The sequence below is a fragment of the Prescottella equi genome (assembly GCF_020171745.1).
Classification (GTDB): Bacteria; Actinomycetota; Actinomycetes; order Mycobacteriales; family Mycobacteriaceae; genus Prescottella; species Prescottella equi_A.
Window position 1 is genome coordinate 12902 of the sequence record NZ_JAIVAH010000012.1, and the last position, 14275, is coordinate 27176.

16 protein-coding genes are annotated in these 14275 nt (G+C 69.8%); 9 read left to right on the plus strand and 7 right to left on the minus strand.

Features of this window, described 5'->3' with window-relative positions:
* The first annotated feature begins 192 nt into the window (after positions 1-192).
* Positions 193-1230 carry a class II fructose-bisphosphate aldolase gene (gene fbaA, locus LCL87_RS08755; RefSeq protein WP_225018733.1) on the plus strand — a complete coding sequence of 346 codons (1038 nt, stop codon included), beginning with the start codon at positions 193-195 and terminating at the stop codon, positions 1228-1230.
* Between the two features lie 97 nt (positions 1231-1327).
* Here the strand turns inward: fbaA and LCL87_RS08760 are convergent, their stop codons facing one another.
* Positions 1328-1852 carry an Rv0361 family membrane protein gene (locus LCL87_RS08760; RefSeq protein ID WP_225018735.1) on the minus strand — a complete coding sequence of 175 codons (525 nt, stop codon included), beginning with the start codon at positions 1850-1852 and terminating at the stop codon, positions 1328-1330.
* An 81-nt stretch (positions 1853-1933) separates the two neighbouring features.
* Here LCL87_RS08760 and LCL87_RS08765 point away from each other — a divergent pair, with 81 nt between their 5' ends.
* From LCL87_RS08765 to LCL87_RS08775, 3 genes are all read left to right on the plus strand, one after another.
* The gene (locus LCL87_RS08765) at positions 1934-2350 is read left to right on the plus strand and encodes a DUF3151 domain-containing protein (RefSeq protein WP_225018737.1); all 417 of its coding nucleotides are present in this window, start codon (positions 1934-1936) and stop codon (positions 2348-2350) included.
* A 58-nt stretch (positions 2351-2408) separates the two neighbouring features.
* Positions 2409-3482: an FUSC family protein gene (locus LCL87_RS08770; protein ID WP_225019243.1), complete on the plus strand. Its 1074-nt coding sequence runs from the start codon at positions 2409-2411 to the stop codon at positions 3480-3482.
* A 61-nt stretch (positions 3483-3543) separates the two neighbouring features.
* The gene (locus LCL87_RS08775; RefSeq protein ID WP_225018739.1) at positions 3544-4479 is read left to right on the plus strand and encodes a cation diffusion facilitator family transporter; all 936 of its coding nucleotides are present in this window, start codon (positions 3544-3546) and stop codon (positions 4477-4479) included.
* A gap of 7 nt (positions 4480-4486) precedes the next feature.
* Here LCL87_RS08775 and LCL87_RS08780 read toward each other — a convergent pair whose 3' ends face one another.
* Positions 4487-5410: an SDR family oxidoreductase gene (locus LCL87_RS08780; RefSeq protein WP_225018741.1), complete on the minus strand. Its 924-nt coding sequence runs from the start codon at positions 5408-5410 to the stop codon at positions 4487-4489.
* On the minus strand, positions 5407-5871 hold the full coding sequence (locus LCL87_RS08785) for a pyridoxamine 5'-phosphate oxidase family protein (protein ID WP_225018742.1): 465 nt from the start codon (positions 5869-5871) through the stop codon (positions 5407-5409). The genes LCL87_RS08780 and LCL87_RS08785 overlap by 4 nt, the downstream gene beginning before the upstream one ends.
* A gap of 62 nt (positions 5872-5933) precedes the next feature.
* Between LCL87_RS08785 and LCL87_RS08790 the strand changes: the two genes are divergently transcribed.
* Positions 5934-6929 carry a helix-turn-helix transcriptional regulator gene (locus tag LCL87_RS08790; RefSeq protein ID WP_225018744.1) on the plus strand — a complete coding sequence of 332 codons (996 nt, stop codon included), beginning with the start codon at positions 5934-5936 and terminating at the stop codon, positions 6927-6929.
* Here LCL87_RS08790 and LCL87_RS08795 read toward each other — a convergent pair.
* Positions 6902-7615 (minus strand): hypothetical protein, encoded by a 714-nt coding sequence (locus LCL87_RS08795; protein ID WP_225018746.1) that lies wholly within the window; start codon positions 7613-7615, stop codon positions 6902-6904. The two genes, LCL87_RS08790 and LCL87_RS08795, sit on opposite strands and share 28 nt — an antisense overlap.
* A gap of 209 nt (positions 7616-7824) precedes the next feature.
* On the opposite strand from LCL87_RS08795, the gene LCL87_RS08800 reads away from it, so the two are divergent.
* Both LCL87_RS08800 and LCL87_RS08805 read left to right on the plus strand, forming a co-directional pair.
* The gene (locus LCL87_RS08800; RefSeq protein WP_225018749.1) at positions 7825-8739 is read left to right on the plus strand and encodes an aminotransferase class IV; all 915 of its coding nucleotides are present in this window, start codon (positions 7825-7827) and stop codon (positions 8737-8739) included.
* 70 nt (positions 8740-8809) lie between these two features.
* Positions 8810-9115 carry a chorismate mutase gene (locus LCL87_RS08805; RefSeq protein ID WP_107982469.1) on the plus strand — a complete coding sequence of 102 codons (306 nt, stop codon included), beginning with the start codon at positions 8810-8812 and terminating at the stop codon, positions 9113-9115.
* 63 nt (positions 9116-9178) lie between these two features.
* Here the strand turns inward: LCL87_RS08805 and LCL87_RS08810 are convergent, their stop codons facing one another.
* Together LCL87_RS08810 and LCL87_RS08815 are read right to left on the minus strand one after the other, a co-directional pair.
* Entirely contained in the window at positions 9179-9958 is a 780-nt protein-coding gene (locus tag LCL87_RS08810; protein WP_225018751.1) for a site-2 protease family protein, read from the minus strand.
* 45 nt (positions 9959-10003) lie between these two features.
* Positions 10004-10678, minus strand: coding sequence for a hypothetical protein (locus LCL87_RS08815; protein ID WP_225018754.1), 675 nt, complete (start codon positions 10676-10678; stop codon positions 10004-10006).
* Between the two features lie 285 nt (positions 10679-10963).
* On the opposite strand from LCL87_RS08815, the gene LCL87_RS08820 reads away from it, so the two are divergent.
* The gene (locus tag LCL87_RS08820) at positions 10964-12253 is read left to right on the plus strand and encodes an adenylosuccinate synthase (RefSeq protein ID WP_225018756.1); all 1290 of its coding nucleotides are present in this window, start codon (positions 10964-10966) and stop codon (positions 12251-12253) included.
* Positions 12254-12358: 105 nt separating this feature from the next.
* Positions 12359-12970: a maltokinase N-terminal cap-like domain-containing protein gene (locus tag LCL87_RS08825; RefSeq protein WP_225018759.1), complete on the plus strand. Its 612-nt coding sequence runs from the start codon at positions 12359-12361 to the stop codon at positions 12968-12970.
* A 6-nt stretch (positions 12971-12976) separates the two neighbouring features.
* On the opposite strand, the gene LCL87_RS08830 is transcribed toward LCL87_RS08825, so the two are convergent.
* The gene (locus LCL87_RS08830) at positions 12977-14179 is read right to left on the minus strand and encodes an FAD-dependent oxidoreductase (protein ID WP_225018760.1); all 1203 of its coding nucleotides are present in this window, start codon (positions 14177-14179) and stop codon (positions 12977-12979) included.
* Between the last annotated feature and the right edge of the window lie 96 nt (positions 14180-14275).

The following is a 14275-nucleotide window of genomic DNA, read 5'->3' on the forward strand; positions in this document are numbered from 1 at the left end:
GACTACCGGCGGCCGCTGAGAGACCGCTGAGTCCACCGAGTCGGGTGAGCCGACACCGGGCTCGACACCGGGCCGACACGGAGTCGGCACCAGGGGAGGCGGCGACGCGTCCGGGTTGCCATACTGCATAGACAACCGGTGCGCCGTCACAGTCGGCCGCGCCCCCGAACCGTCACATGGAGGACAGCCGCCGTGCCTATCGCAACTCCCGAGGTCTACGCCGAGATGCTCGGTCGGGCCAAGGAGCACTCCTTCGCCTTCCCCGCCATCAACTGCACGTCGTCGGAGACGATCAACGCCGCGATCAAGGGTTTCGCGGACGCCGGCAGTGACGGCATCATCCAGTTCTCGACCGGTGGCGCGGAGTTCGGCTCGGGCCTGGGTGTCAAGGACATGGTGACGGGTGCCGTCGCGCTCGCCGAGTTCGCGCACGTCATCGCCGCCAAGTACGACGTGACGATCGCGCTGCACACCGATCACTGCCCCAAGGACAAGCTGGACACCTTCGTCCGCCCGCTGCTCGCGATCTCGCAGGAGCGCGTCAACGCCGGTCGGAACCCGCTGTTCCAGTCGCACATGTGGGACGGCTCGGCCGTGCCGATCGACGAGAACCTGGCGATCGCGCAGGAGCTGCTGAAGCTGTCGAAGGCCGCGAACATCATCCTCGAGGTCGAGATCGGCGTCGTCGGCGGTGAAGAGGACGGCGTCGAGGCCGCGATCGACGACAAGCTGTACACGTCGCGCGAGGACTTCGAGAAGACCGTCGACGCGCTCGGTGTCGGCGAGAACGGCAAGTACCTGCTGGCCGCGACGTTCGGCAACGTGCACGGCGTCTACAAGCCGGGCAACGTCGTCCTGAAGCCCGAGGTGCTGAAGGAGGGCCAGGAGGCCGCCATCGCCAAGCTGGGTCTGGCCGCCGGCTCGCAGCCGTTCGACTTCGTCTTCCACGGCGGCTCGGGCTCGCTGAAGTCGGAGATCGAGGACTCGCTGCGCTACGGCGTCGTGAAGATGAACGTCGACACCGACACCCAGTACGCGTTCTCGCGTCCGATCGCCGGCCACATGTTCGCCAACTACGACGGCGTCCTCAAGGTCGACGGCGAGGTCGGCAACAAGAAGGTCTACGACCCGCGCAGCTACCTGAAGAAGGCCGAGGCCGGCATGACCGCTCGCGTCATCGAGGCCTGCAACGACCTCAAGTCCGCGGGGCGTTCCGTCTCCGCCGGCTAGTCACGCGTCACCCCTTTTCGCGTTTTGCGCACTTATCGCGGTTCCCGGGACGGGAAACCCGCGATAAGTGCGCAAAACGCGTTTCGGGGGGGGGTACTTACTCGCGGTCGCACACCTTCCACGTGCCGTCGACGCGTTCGAGGTCGAGCGTGCGCGGCGACGCGTCGGACGGGTTGGCCGCGGTGTGCGCGGTGACCTGCGCGATCGCGGAGTCCCCGGTGATCTGGACGGTGTCGATGCTCGTGACGACCGGGACGCCGCCGTGTGTGACGACGTCACGGTGCACGCCGGAGAACTCGGCGGGCGGGATGTCGCGGTAGAAGGTGGCCAGGTCGCCGCACGTCGATGACTGCAGCGCGGTCAGATTCCCGGAGTCGAGGGCCTGGGCGAAGGTGTCGACGGCATCCCGGACGCGGGACTCGTCCGGGTCGTGGGCTCCGGCGCGGGCGATCACGAACCCGGTGACGCCGAGCGCGGCCAGCACGCCGACGACGGCCAGCGTCGACGCGACGACCCATCCGCGGTTGTTGCGGCGCGGACGGGGCTTGGTGCTCGGTGCCGCAGCTTCGATGCGCTGCGGACCGGCGGCCGGGCGAGTCGGATTGTCGTTCTGGTCGGGCACGTGACGCCTCTCGGTCCGGGAGCGAGATCAACTGGTGGGCAGCCTATCGGCCCCCCGGCCGGTGACGGCACAATGGACGGCATGACGTCATTCGGTGATCTTCTCGGACCACAGCCCACCCTGCTCCCCGGCGACGAGGACGCGGAGTCGGCGCTGCTCAACCACGAGGACCCGGCGAAGGTTGCCGCCGAGCACCCCACCGCCTCGATCGCGTGGGCGTACCTCGCGGAGGCCGCGCTCGAGCAGGGGCAGACCATCACGGCGTACGCATACGCGCGTACCGGTTACCACCGTGGACTCGACCAGCTGCGCCGCAACGGGTGGAAGGGCTTCGGCGCCGTCCCCTACAGCCACGAGCCGAATCGCGGATTCCTGCGCTGTGTCGCCGTGCTGGCCAAGGCCGCGCGAGCCATCGGCGAGAACGACGAGTACGCACGCTGCCTGGACCTGCTCGAGGACAGCGATCCGCGGGCAGCCGAAGCACTTGGTCTCGGCTAACCGCTTCGTTCCCACCCCGGCAGCGGGCCGAGCGCGCGCAGCGGCGAACGTCCGTCGCCTGCGCGCCTCGGCGCTGCCGATCCTGCAGTGCGGCCTCGCGGCCGGGCTCGCGTGGTGGTTCGCGACCGAGGTCGTCGGGCACACGCGGCCGTTCTTCGCCCCGATCGCGGCCGTCGTCTCGCTGGGCCTGTCCCTCGGGGCACGGATGCGCCGGTCGGTGGAACTGGTGTGCGGTGTCACCGTCGGCATCGGCGTCGGCGACCTGCTGATCTCGGTGATCGGTACGGGAGCGTGGCAGATCACGCTGGTGGTCACCCTCGCGATGGGCACGGCCGTGCTGATCGGCTCGGGACCCATCTTCTCGATGCAGGCGGGCACGTCCGCGGTGCTGGTGGCGACGCTGCTGCCGCCCGGTGACGTGGCCGGGATCGAGCGGATGGTCGACGCCCTCGTCGGTGGCCTGGTCGGCATCGCCGTCGTCGCAGTCGTCCCCACCCACCCGGTGCGCCGCGCCCGGCGCGACGCCGCCGGGATTCTCGCGACCGCGGCCGACGTGCTGCAACTGGTCGCCGACGGGCTCATCGAGAACGACCCGAAGCCGATCGAGAAGGCGTTGCACAAGGCGCGCGAGACGCAGTCGGCGATCGATTCGCTCCGCAGCAATCTGTCCGGCGGCAAGGAGATCAGCCGCATCTCCCCGCTGTACTGGGGCAGTCGTGCCCGGCTGGCGCGGCTCACCGCGACGGCCGACCCGATCGACAACGCGATGCGCAACATCCGCGTCCTGTCGCGCCGGTCGCTCTCGTTGGTGCGCGACGACGAGATCCTCGACCCCCGGTTGGTCGACGAGATCGAGAAACTCTCACACGCGTTGGACGTGCTGCGCCGGATGATCCTCGCCGAGCCGGGGGAGCAGCCGGATCAGGCCGAGGCGGCCCGGGTGCTGCGGACGGCGGCGTCGGGCATGAAGCCCGAACTGGTCGAGGGCGCGGGCATCTCCGCGACCGTGGTGTTCGCGCAGATCCGCTCGCTCATCGTCGATCTGCTGCGGGTCGCGGGGCTGGAGCGGATCTCGGCGATCGCGACGCTGCCGCCGACGGTGCCCAACCCCGCGTACCGCCCCGACCTCTGACACCCTTTTCATATATGCGAATACATGCATATGATGGGCCGAACCGACGAGGAGGTCCATCATGGGAGCCGGTCACGGGCACAGTCACGGCAACACCGCTGCCGCGAACGGGGTAGGGCCGACGCCCACGCGCATCCGCAAGATGGTGATCGCGTTGGCCATCCTGGTGGGCTTCCTGGTCCTCGAGACGGTCGTCGCGCTCGCCATCGGATCCCTCTCCCTGCTCGCCGACGCCGGCCACATGCTCACCGATGTCGTCGGCATGTCGATGGGGCTCGTGGCGCTGCTGCTCGCGAAGCAGGGCTCCAAGGCCGCGGCCCGCACGTTCGGCTGGCACCGCGCCGAGGTGCTCACCGCGATGGCCAACGCCGTCCTGCTCCTCGGTGTCGCCGCGTTCGTCATGTACGAGGCCATCGGCCGCATCGGTGACGCCCCCGAGATCCCCGGCGTCCCGCTGATGCTCACCGCCGCCGCGGGCCTGGCCGCCAACATCGTCGTGATGCTGATGCTGCGCGGCGACGCCAAGGACTCCCTCGCCGTCCGCGGGGCGTACCTCGAGGTGCTCGCCGACGCCGTCGGCAGCGTCGGTGTCCTGATCGCCGGCGCCGCGCTGGTGCTGTTCGACTGGACGTACGCCGACATCGTGGTCGGTGTCCTGATCTCGCTGTGGGTCGTGCCGCGCGCGCTCAAGCTCGCCGGGTCGGCGCTGCGCATCCTCACCCAGGCCTCGCCCGCCAATGTCGACGTCGACGCCGTCCGCGCCGACCTGCGGGCCGTTCCCGGCGTCGCCGACGTCCACGACCTGCACGTGTGGACGCTCACCACCGGGATGGACGTCGCGACGGTGCACCTGACCATGGACCGCGAGGGCACGGATTCGCAGCGGGTGCTGGCGGCGGCCAAGGCCGTGCTCGACGCGCACGGACTCGGCCACGCCACCGTTCAGGTCGAGTCGGGTGTCGAGGGGTCGCGGTGCCAGGAGGACCTCACCTGGTGAGGCGCGGTCAGCGGTAGCCGTCGGTGTTCGCCGGCAGGTCGGGGTCCTGCACCTCGACGAGGTACCGCCAGCAGTCGGGCCGGGAGCCGTCGACGTCGGTGAAGCCGTAGCGCTGCGCGAGCTGTCCGCTGGAGACCACTTTGCCGCTGAACTCGCCGACGTCCGGGTCCGCGGCCAGCGCCGCGACCGCCCGTCCGACGAACGTCGGGGTCTCCGAGATCGCGAAGTGCGGCACCTGTTCGAGGGCGTCGCGCCAGTTGTCCTCGGTGACGCCGAAGGCATCGAGCATGTTCTCCGACCGCAGCCAGCCCGGGGTCACCGCGACGGCCGCGCCGCCGTGCGGGGCCATCTCGTACGCCTGCGCGGTGGTCATCCGCTGCACCGACGCCTTGACGAGGTCGTAGAAGAAGCCGACGTGGTGCCGGTAGGCGACGTTGTACTCGGCGGTGCCGTCGGTCATCTCGACCACCAGGCCTCCCGGCCGGCGGATCAGCAGCGGCAGCGCGAAGCGGCTGGTGATCACGTGGGTGTCGATCCCCATCCGCAGCATCCGCAGGCCGCCGTCCAGGTCGTGCTCCCACAGCGTGGTGCCGAACTGGGCGTAGCGGTCGCCGCCGAAGATGTCGTTGACGAGGATGTCGAGGCGGCCGTGGTCGGCGTCGATCCGGTCGATCAGCGCGCGCACCTGATCGGGGTCGAGATGGTCGACCCGCAGCGCGATGCCGTCGCCGCCCGCGGCCGCGATGAGCTCGCCGGTCTCCTCGATGGTCTCGGGCCGGTCGATCTCGGAACGGCCGTCGACCCGGCTGCTGCGTCCGGTCGCGTAGACGGTGGCGCCCGCGCGGGCCAGTTCGACGGCGATGGCCCGGCCCGCGCCGCGCGTCGCCCCGGCGACCAGCGCGACCTTTCCGGTGAGGTCCGGCGTGCTCATCGGCTGGTCCTCGTGACGTCGGCGCCCGGGCGCCAGAGGTCGACGTGCAGGCGATCGTCCGACACGGTCGTGAGCACGACGTCGTCGATGCCGAGCTCGAAGATCTGCGCGTCGTCGCCCGGGTTCTCCGGGTAGGAGTCGAGGATCGCCTGCTTCTCGGTGCCGGTCAGCTCGCGGGCCCGGCCGGAGATCTTGGCGTCGCCGCCCTCCATCGTGTGATGGCCCGGATTGGAGTGCAGCGAGTACCGAGGGTCCCGTTGCAGATCCCGGACCTTGCGCGCGCCGGGCATCGATCCGAGCACCAGCAGACCCCGGAAGGTCTCGACCTCGGTGCCGCTCACGCGCGGCGACCCGTCGGCGCGCAGTGTCGCGATCACGTGGTGCTTGTGCGCGGTGAGCCGCGCGCGGACGGCGTCGGCCAGCGCGGGGGCCTGTTCGGTGAATTCCTGCCAGGTTGCCATGACACCAGTGTGCGGCCGCATCGCTGACATCTTGTGTCAGTAATTTTCCGTAGGCTCCGGGCATGCGCTCGAGCCGACTCCTGGACCTGATGCTGCGACTGCAGGGCGGCCCCGGCACCACCGCCGCGCGCCTGGCCGAGCACCTCGACGTCTCGGTCCGGACGATCTACCGCGACGTCGCGGCGCTGCAGGCAGCGGGCGTGCCGGTGTGGACCGAGAGCGGTCCGGGCGGCGGCATCCGTCTGCTCGACGGCTGGCAGTCCAAGCTCAGCGGGATGACCGGTGCGGAGACGTCGGCGCTGATGCTGCTGGGGATCCCGGGGCTCGCCGACGACCTGGGTCTGGCCGACGTCACCGCCCGGGCGGAGTCGAAACTGCTGGGCGCGCTGCCCCTTCCGCTGCGGGCCGGAGCGCTGCTGTGGCGCGAGCGCCTGCACATCGATGCGCCGGGCTGGTTCGCGAGGACGTCGGACACCGGCGAGCTGGCGTCGATCGCGGCGGCGGTGTTGGAGGGACGACGGCTGCGGATCCGCTACCGCAAGGGGGCGCGGGAGACATCGCGCACGCTCGACCCGCTGGGCCTGGTGGCCAAGGCTGGCGTCTGGTATCTCGTTGCGCGGCATCGGGATCGGACGCTGTCGTACCGGGTGTCGCGGATCGACGCCGCGCAGGTGCTGGACGATCCGGCGCGGCGACCGGAGTCGTTCGACCTGGCCGCGTGGTGGTCGGCGTCGACGGCGGAGTTCGACCGGGCGCTGCTGCGCTATCCGTGCCGGGTGCGGCTCTCGCCGTTCGCGTGGCGTCGGCTGTCGTCGGTGGTGGGGGAGGAGGCCGCCAAGGTGACGCCGTCGGATCCGGACGAACGGGGTTGGGTGACGGTCGATCTGATGCTCGAGGGCGAGGACGTCGCGGCCGACCAGATGCTCACCCTCGCGCCGGGGGTCGAGGTACTGGCCCCGACCACCCTGCGCGAGGCTCTGGCGACTGCGGCCCGAGGGCTGCTGCGACTCCACTCCGCCCGCACCGGAGATCACGGCGTGGGGCAGTTGACCGTGTAGTCCCACTCGGTGTTGTTGGGTCCGGTGATCCGGACGAGTACGGACGTCGACAGGCCGGGCGGGACGCCGACGACGACCTGGCCGGTTCCCTGGTTGGTGTCGTCACCGATGTAGCCGGTGTCGTGGATCCGATTTCCCTCGTAGAACACCTCGATCCGGTCCGGGATGGAGTAGGTCTCGTGACGCAGTACGAAGGCGGTCGGACCGGGCCGTCCGATCTCGTGTTTGGTGCTGGTGACGCCGGCGCCGCCGCCCATCGTCGTCGCGTTGCATCCCTGGGTCGGTGCGAGGGAGCCGGTGGCGGCGCCGACCCCCTGGATGCCGTGGATGATGCCCTCGAGGACGGCGCCCGAGTCTCGCGCGGCCAGTCCGTCGACGATTTCGACGGCACTGCCGGTGTTGGCCATCAGGGCGGTTGCCACGTCGCCCGGATTGATGGCGGCGGATCCGCTTGCCGCTCTCGCGCCGAGATCGTTGACGGCGCCGGTGACACCCGCGGCGACCCGGTCGAATTCCGTGGTGGCACCCGCGACGCTGCCGCCGATCGCGCCCTCGACGTCGGACAGGGGATCGGCGGAGGCGGCGGCCGGAGTCGCGAGGGCGAGCGCCACTCCGGCGACGCCGATCGCGGCGAACGCCATTCGGCGGCGGGTGCTGCAACTGCGAGTCTGTGACTGTCTGTGCATGACAGGTCCTTTCGGGGAGCATGCGGGAGTGCGGGGCCCGCAGGTCGGTGCGGCGCGTCGGCCCGACACCGGCAGCCGCCGAGAGGTCATCGAATCGTGATGCAGCACAACGTAACCTGAATGGATGTCGGTGTCTGCCCGCTGTTCGTACGACAGGGTGGTTCGCAAATTCGGTGTCCCCGGACGGCCGGGTTCCCTACGATCGCGCCATGGCTGATCCGCATCCCCACGTGTACTACCGCGACCGTCTGGTGCCCGCGCACGAGGCCACCCTGGGCGTCGCGACGTCCGCGGTCCTGTACGGGCTGAGTGTCTACACGGTGTTCCCGGTGCACATCGACGCCGGCGCCCGCTCGGCGTTCCGGTTGCAGGACCACTACCGGCGGCTCGTCGAGTCCTGCCGGATCATCGGCATCGACCGATTCGCCGACGAGTGGAGCTTCGACCGGTTCGTGGCGGCGGCCACCGAACTCGTCGCCGCGAACGCGCCCGCGTCCGACGTCTTCGTCCGCGCCACCGTGCACGTCGACGAGTCGATCCCGGGCACCCGCGTGCGCGGCTGCCGCACCGTCGTCTCGATGTTCGTCTACGACGCGGTGCCGATCGTGCCGCAGGACGGGATGCGACTCGGGACCAGCACGTGGCGCCGGATCCCCGACTTCGCGATCCCGTCGCGGGCCAAGGTCAACGGCGCATACGTGAACTCGGTGCTCGCGAAGCAGGGCGCGATCGACGCCGGCTACGACGACGCGATCTTCCTCGACGGCGCCGGGCACGTGTGCGAGCTGAGCGCGGCCAACATCTTCCTGGTGCGCGGCGGCACCCTGATCACCCCCGACGTCTCGTGCGACATCCTCGACGGCATCAACCGCCGCACCGTGCTCACCCTCGCCGCGGAGGAGGGGATCCCCGTCGTGGAACGGACCGTCGACCTCACCGAGCTCTACATCGCCGACGAGGTCTTCGCGACCGGGACGTCGGCCGGGGTGGCCCCGGTGGTGGAGGTGGACGGGCGCACCGTCGGGGAGGGCGTGCCGGGGCCGGTGTGCGAGGTGCTGCGCAAGCGGCACGCGGCGGCACTTCGTTCCGACGACGGCCGCGGCTGGGTGTCCTACCTGCAGTGATACCCGCCGCGCGAGATCGGGTAGTGAACTACCTACGTGCCTACGTGGACGCGTACCTAGCGTTTACGGCATGACCAGCGCACAGGTAACGAACATGTCGGCCACCCCCTCGGCAGACCGTCGATCGGACGTCGACATCGAGCAGCTTCGCAGCGAGATCGATCGCCTGGACGCACAGATTCTCGCGGCAATTCAGCAGCGCACCGAACTCTCCCGCCTGATCGGTGAGGTACGCATGCTCGGCGGCGGCACCCGCTTGGTGCACACCCGAGAAATGAGGGTGCTGTCGCGTTTCGACGACCTGGGGCCGGAGGGACACACGCTCGCGCTGTTGCTCCTCAGGCTCGGGCGGGGGCGCCTGGGTCATGCCATGTGACCGGCCGGCCTCGATCAGGAACCGATCGGGGCCGGCGCGGTCACGCCCAACGCATCGGGCGGCTCAGCTGCGCCAGAACTGCATGAGGTAGTTGCCGAACATCGCGTAGACGTCGGGCACACCGGACAGTTCGAACAACCAGTAGATCGCGTCGAAGAAGACGGTGTTGATCTGTGGGACGAACAGCAGCGCGATCAGCAGGAGCAGTCCGAACGGTTTGACCTTGTCGAGTGAGGCCCGCGTGCTCGGCTGCAGATGGGGTTCGAGGGCGCCGTAGCCGTCCAGGCCGGGCACCGGCAGCAGATTCAGTACGGTCGCCATCACCTGCAGGAACGCCAGGAAGCTCAGCCCCCACCAGAACACCTGGTGGTCGCCGTCCAGGCCGAACAGCCGAATGACCACGAGCAGGACCACCGCGGCCACCGCGTTCACCGCCGGACCGGCGAGGCTGACCCGGGTCTGCGCCCGCGGCGACATCAGTCCGGTCTGCAGGTAGACCGCGCCGCCGGGCAGTCCGATGCCGCCGAGCGCGAGGAACACCACCGGCAGTCCGATCGACAGCAGCGGCTGGGTGTACTTGCGCGGGTCGAGCGTCAGGTAGCCGCGCATCACGACGTCGTGGTCGCCGTTTCGCCACGCCACGAACGCGTGCGCGAACTCGTGCAGGCAGAGCGTGACGACCCAGCCCGCGACGACCAGCAGGAACACGCCGATGCGTCCGGACGCCTCGTTGCCGGTCGCGCGCCAGGCGAGGACGCCGCCGACTGCGGCGATCGCCACGATGCCCAGGAACACCGGGCTCGGTCGGACGAGGCTGGCGCGGGGGCGCGCGTCGGGGTACATCCCCCCAGTATCCAGGCGAAGCGGGCTCAGAAGGGCGAAGCGGGCTCAGGAGGCGGAGACGAGCAGCCAGTCCTGGTCGTGGCGGTAGAACGTCGAACGCTTGACGGGGCGCGGGGTGCGGACACCGTCGCGGGTGAGGACCGCGGCCGGCGAGCCGAGCTGGACGGCGCGGCCGGTCAGCCACCGGTGGCCGCCGAACCAGCGGCGCTTGTCGACGGTGGCGCGCAGGCCGGGAAGTTCGGGGCTGGGCACGATGCGCATGCCGGGCACGGTGCCGGAGAACAGGCGCTGGTCGTCGACGTAGGCCTCGCCGACCAGCTCGCCGGCGTGCTCGGACCCGTAGACGAGGGCCTCGCCGACGAGCGCGATACCCGCGTCGTCGCGGATCAGCGGCGTCGGCCGGGCGACGCCGGACACGGCGATCGTGGCGGCCTTGGAGCCGGTGCGCAGGCCGTAGGCGTGGGTGGCGTCGGTCCGCTCCTCGGGCACGTACGCGAGTTCGACGTGCAGGCGATCGGTGCGCATCAGCCGGGTCAGCGCGGCCGCGAAGGCGGCGTCGTCGCCGACGACGATCAGCCGGGGCTTCTCGCAGGTCTCGATCTTGGCGAACGCCTCGTCGAAGTCGTCCTTGTCGGGCAGGGCCGGGACGTTCAGGACGTCGAGCGACCGCAGCGCCAGCGGTAGCGGCGCGTTGCCGCACTTGAGCACTACGGGAACCATGACACTCCTTGCTTGTCTCCGACGCTGCCGTTCGGATCGTGGCGTTGCGGAGGGTGGGCGAGCACGACGCGACCACCGCACGCAAGGGCATTTCGATGTCTACCCGAACCGACGCGGCCGCTGCAAACAGTCCGAGTGGTCGGAAGCCGTTTCCGGGCGCGTGCGGAGACCTCGGGGGCTGGACGACGGCCGGTCTCGGCTAGACTGTGCCTCCGGCCACTGCCTACACCACGGCAGGACCATGCAGTCGTACAAGGCTGCACGTCGACCGTAGGAGACAGCGAAATGCCGGCAATCGTCCTCATCGGTGCCCAGTGGGGCGACGAGGGTAAGGGCAAAGCTACCGATCTACTGGGCGGACGCCTGCAGTGGGTCGTGCGGTACCAGGGCGGCAACAATGCCGGACACACCGTGGTTCTGCCGAACGGCGAGAAGTTCGCGCTGCACCTGATCCCGTCGGGCATCCTCACTCCGGGCGTCACAAATGTGATCGGCAACGGCGTCGTGGTGGATCCGGGCGTGCTGCTGCAGGAGCTGGCGGGTCTCGAGGCCCGCAACGTCGACACCAGCGGGCTGCTGATCAGCGCCGATGCGCACCTGATCATGCCGTACCACGTGGCCATCGACAAGGTCACCGAGCGCTTCCTCGGCGCCAAGAAGATCGGCACCACGGGCCGCGGCATCGGCCCCTGCTACCAGGACAAGATCGCGCGTGTCGGTGTCCGCGTGGCCGACGTCCTGGACGAGAAGATCCTCACCCAGAAGGTCGAGGCCGCCCTGGAGTTCAAGAACCAGGTGCTCGTCAAGATCTACAACCGCAAGGCCCTCGACCCGCAGCAGGTGGTCGACGAGGTCCTGACGCAGGCCGCCGGTTTCAAGCACCGGATCGCCGACACCCGTCTCCAGCTCAACCTGGCGCTCGAGCGCGGCGAGACCGTGCTGCTCGAGGGCTCGCAGGGCACGCTGCTCGACGTCGACCACGGCACGTACCCGTACGTGACCTCGTCGAACCCGACGTCCGGTGGTGCATCGGTCGGTTCGGGCATCGGCCCCACCAAGATCGAGACGGTCCTGGGCATCCTCAAGGCGTACACCACGCGCGTCGGCTCGGGCCCGTTCCCGACGGAGCTGTTCGACGAGTTCGGTGAGTACTTGGCCGACAAGGGCGGCGAGGTCGGTGTCACCACCGGTCGCGGCCGTCGTACCGGCTGGTTCGACGCCGTGATCGCCCGCTACGCGACCCGCGTCAACGGCATCACCGACTACTTCCTCACCAAGCTCGACGTGCTGTCGAGCCTGGAGACCATCCCGATCTGTGTCGCGTACGACGTGGACGGCGTGCGGGTCGACGAGATGCCGATGACGCAGACCGATATCCACCACGCCAAGCCGATCTACGAGGAGATGCCGGGCTGGTCCGAGGACATCTCGGGGGCGCGCACCTTCGAGGAGCTGCCGGTCGCCGCGCAGAACTACGTGCTGCGGCTCGAGGAGCTGTCGGGCGCGTTCATGTCGTGCATCGGCGTCGGCCCGGGCCGGGACGAGACCATCGTCCGCCGCGACATCCTGGCCTGACCCACCCGCTCGTGTGACCGAATGTCACATGCGTTCGCTTCGACCGAACGCATGTGACATTCGGCATTTCGGGGTGGTGCGGTTCCCGGCCGATACCATCGGGGCATGGCCCTCTTGTACGCGGCACAGCTGTCACCCACCAAGCCGGAACTGATCGCGGGCTGGCTCCCGTCGTCCCCGTACTACGACGGAGCGACGCCGACAATCGAGCCGGTCGGGGCGTACCGGTTCGACGACCCGGACGGTGAGGTCGGCATCGAGGTGCACCTGGTGCGCGACGCCGGCGGCACGGTCTACCAGGTGCCGCTGACATATCGGTCGGCGCCGCTGCCCGGTGCCCGCCCGGCCGGAGAGATGGATCACTCGGTGCTCGGCCGCCGGTACGTCTACGACGCGACCACCGACCCGGTCTTCGTGCAGCAGTTGCTGGGCACCGTCTACGGCGGCGGTCGGGAGGCCGACCAGTTCGTGCACGTCGACGGCGCCGAGCCGCGCAAGATCGACAACTCCGCGCACGCCTGGGGCTCCGGTGTCACCGGCGTCCAGGTGCCGGCCGTCACCGACGTGCGGGTCTCCACCGACGGCACCGACAGCGTGATCGAGGCGGGCGGGACCACCGTCGTCGTGCATCACCGGCCGGTCGACGGTGAGCCGACCGGGCCCGTGCTGCTCGGCGAATGGGACGGTGGCCGAGGCGTTCTCGCGACGGTGCGCTGATTCGGGTCAGCGCATCTCGCCGGCCCCGGCGTACGGGTGCAGGCTCGCGAGCGGCTTGCCCTCGTCGAAGCGGCTGTAGCGGAAGTCGTTTCCGTCGACGGCGGGGTCGCTGCTGATCCCGTCGAGCAGTAGATCGGCCGCGAGCCGGCCCACGGCGGGCGAGATCTTGAACCCGTGGCCGCTGAAGCCGACGGCCAGGAACAGCCCGGCGGCGGGGGAGGGCCCGATGATCGGGTTGTAGTCGGGGGTGATGTCGTAACAGCCCGCGTAGGACGACGCGAGCCGCGGGTCCGGCATGTCGGGCAGGATGCGGTCGAGCTTGCCGATCGCGGTCTCGACGAAGTCCTCCGTCGCGCGGTTGAGGTAGGCGTCGGGGTCGGCGATCTCGGGGTCCGAGTGGTCGCTGTTGCCGACCAGGAGATGACCGTTCGGCTCGCGCCGGACGTACTGCAGGTTCACCAGATCCGAGAACGTCGGGACGTCGGGGGTGGGCTCGCCCTGATCCACCAGTACCAGTTGCTCGCGCTGCGCCCGGATCGGTAGCGGGACGCCCGCGGTCGCGGCTAGGGCGGGGCTCCACACACCGGTCGCGAGTACGACGGTGTCGCAGAGGATCTCGGTGCCGTCGTCGCACAGGACGCCGCGGACGGCTCCGAAGTCGTCGGAGATCAATCGAACGACGTTGGTGGACTGCCGGATCCGCACTCCGAGCGCGCGAGCGCGGGCGCCGTACGCCATGCCGGTCATGTAGGCGTCGCCGTGGCCGCCGAGCGGCTCGTACGCGAAGCCGGCGAAGTCGTCGAGGTGGATGCCGGGCCACAGGGACCGGACGGCGTCGGCGTCGATCAGGTCGACGGGCACGCCGAGCGCGCGGTGCATCTCGACGTTGGCGTGCAGCGGTTCGACGTTGTTCTCGCCGACCCCGACGACGTAGCCGGTCTGCCGGAATCCGATGTCGGTGCCGAAGATCTCGTCCGCACGGCCGAACACCTCGACGCCGTACCAGGCCATCGCGGCCAGCGACGGAACTCCGTAGTGGCAGCGCACGATTCCGCTGGACTTGCCGGTCATGCCCGCGCACAGGGTGTCCCGTTCGAGCACGAGCACGTCGGTCTCGCCGCGTTCGGCGAGTTGCCATGCGATCGACAGTCCCTCGAGTCCGCCGCCGACGATCACGATCCGCGCGCGCTCCGTCGTGTTTCCTGTCATCTCCGACCTCCAGTCGCAGTGTTTCTTGGTGAGAGACAGTGTTGCATGAAATGAAACATCGGCAACCTCCGGAGGCTGTGCGGACCCCGTTACGCA

Bases quoted from the DNA above. Each gene is read 5' to 3' on its own strand.
- LCL87_RS08820 (WP_225018756.1), top strand. From the start codon at position 10,964: ATGCCGGCAATCGTCCTCATCGGTGCCCAGTGGGGCGACGAGGGTAAG.
- LCL87_RS08790 (WP_225018744.1), top strand. From the start codon at position 5,934: ATGCGCTCGAGCCGACTCCTGGACCTGATGCTGCGACTGCAGGGCGGC.
- LCL87_RS08810 (WP_225018751.1), bottom strand. From the start codon at position 9,958: ATGTACCCCGACGCGCGCCCCCGCGCCAGCCTCGTCCGACCGAGCCCG.
- LCL87_RS08825 (WP_225018759.1), top strand. From the start codon at position 12,359: ATGGCCCTCTTGTACGCGGCACAGCTGTCACCCACCAAGCCGGAACTG.
- LCL87_RS08830 (WP_225018760.1), bottom strand. From the start codon at position 14,179: ATGACAGGAAACACGACGGAGCGCGCGCGGATCGTGATCGTCGGCGGC.
- LCL87_RS08775 (WP_225018739.1), top strand. From the start codon at position 3,544: ATGGGAGCCGGTCACGGGCACAGTCACGGCAACACCGCTGCCGCGAAC.
- LCL87_RS08815 (WP_225018754.1), bottom strand. From the start codon at position 10,678: ATGGTTCCCGTAGTGCTCAAGTGCGGCAACGCGCCGCTACCGCTGGCG.
- LCL87_RS08800 (WP_225018749.1), top strand. From the start codon at position 7,825: ATGGCTGATCCGCATCCCCACGTGTACTACCGCGACCGTCTGGTGCCC.
- LCL87_RS08805 (WP_107982469.1), top strand. From the start codon at position 8,810: ATGACCAGCGCACAGGTAACGAACATGTCGGCCACCCCCTCGGCAGAC.
- LCL87_RS08795 (WP_225018746.1), bottom strand. From the start codon at position 7,615: ATGCACAGACAGTCACAGACTCGCAGTTGCAGCACCCGCCGCCGAATG.
- LCL87_RS08785 (WP_225018742.1), bottom strand. From the start codon at position 5,871: ATGGCAACCTGGCAGGAATTCACCGAACAGGCCCCCGCGCTGGCCGAC.
- LCL87_RS08765 (WP_225018737.1), top strand. From the start codon at position 1,934: ATGACGTCATTCGGTGATCTTCTCGGACCACAGCCCACCCTGCTCCCC.
- LCL87_RS08780 (WP_225018741.1), bottom strand. From the start codon at position 5,410: ATGAGCACGCCGGACCTCACCGGAAAGGTCGCGCTGGTCGCCGGGGCG.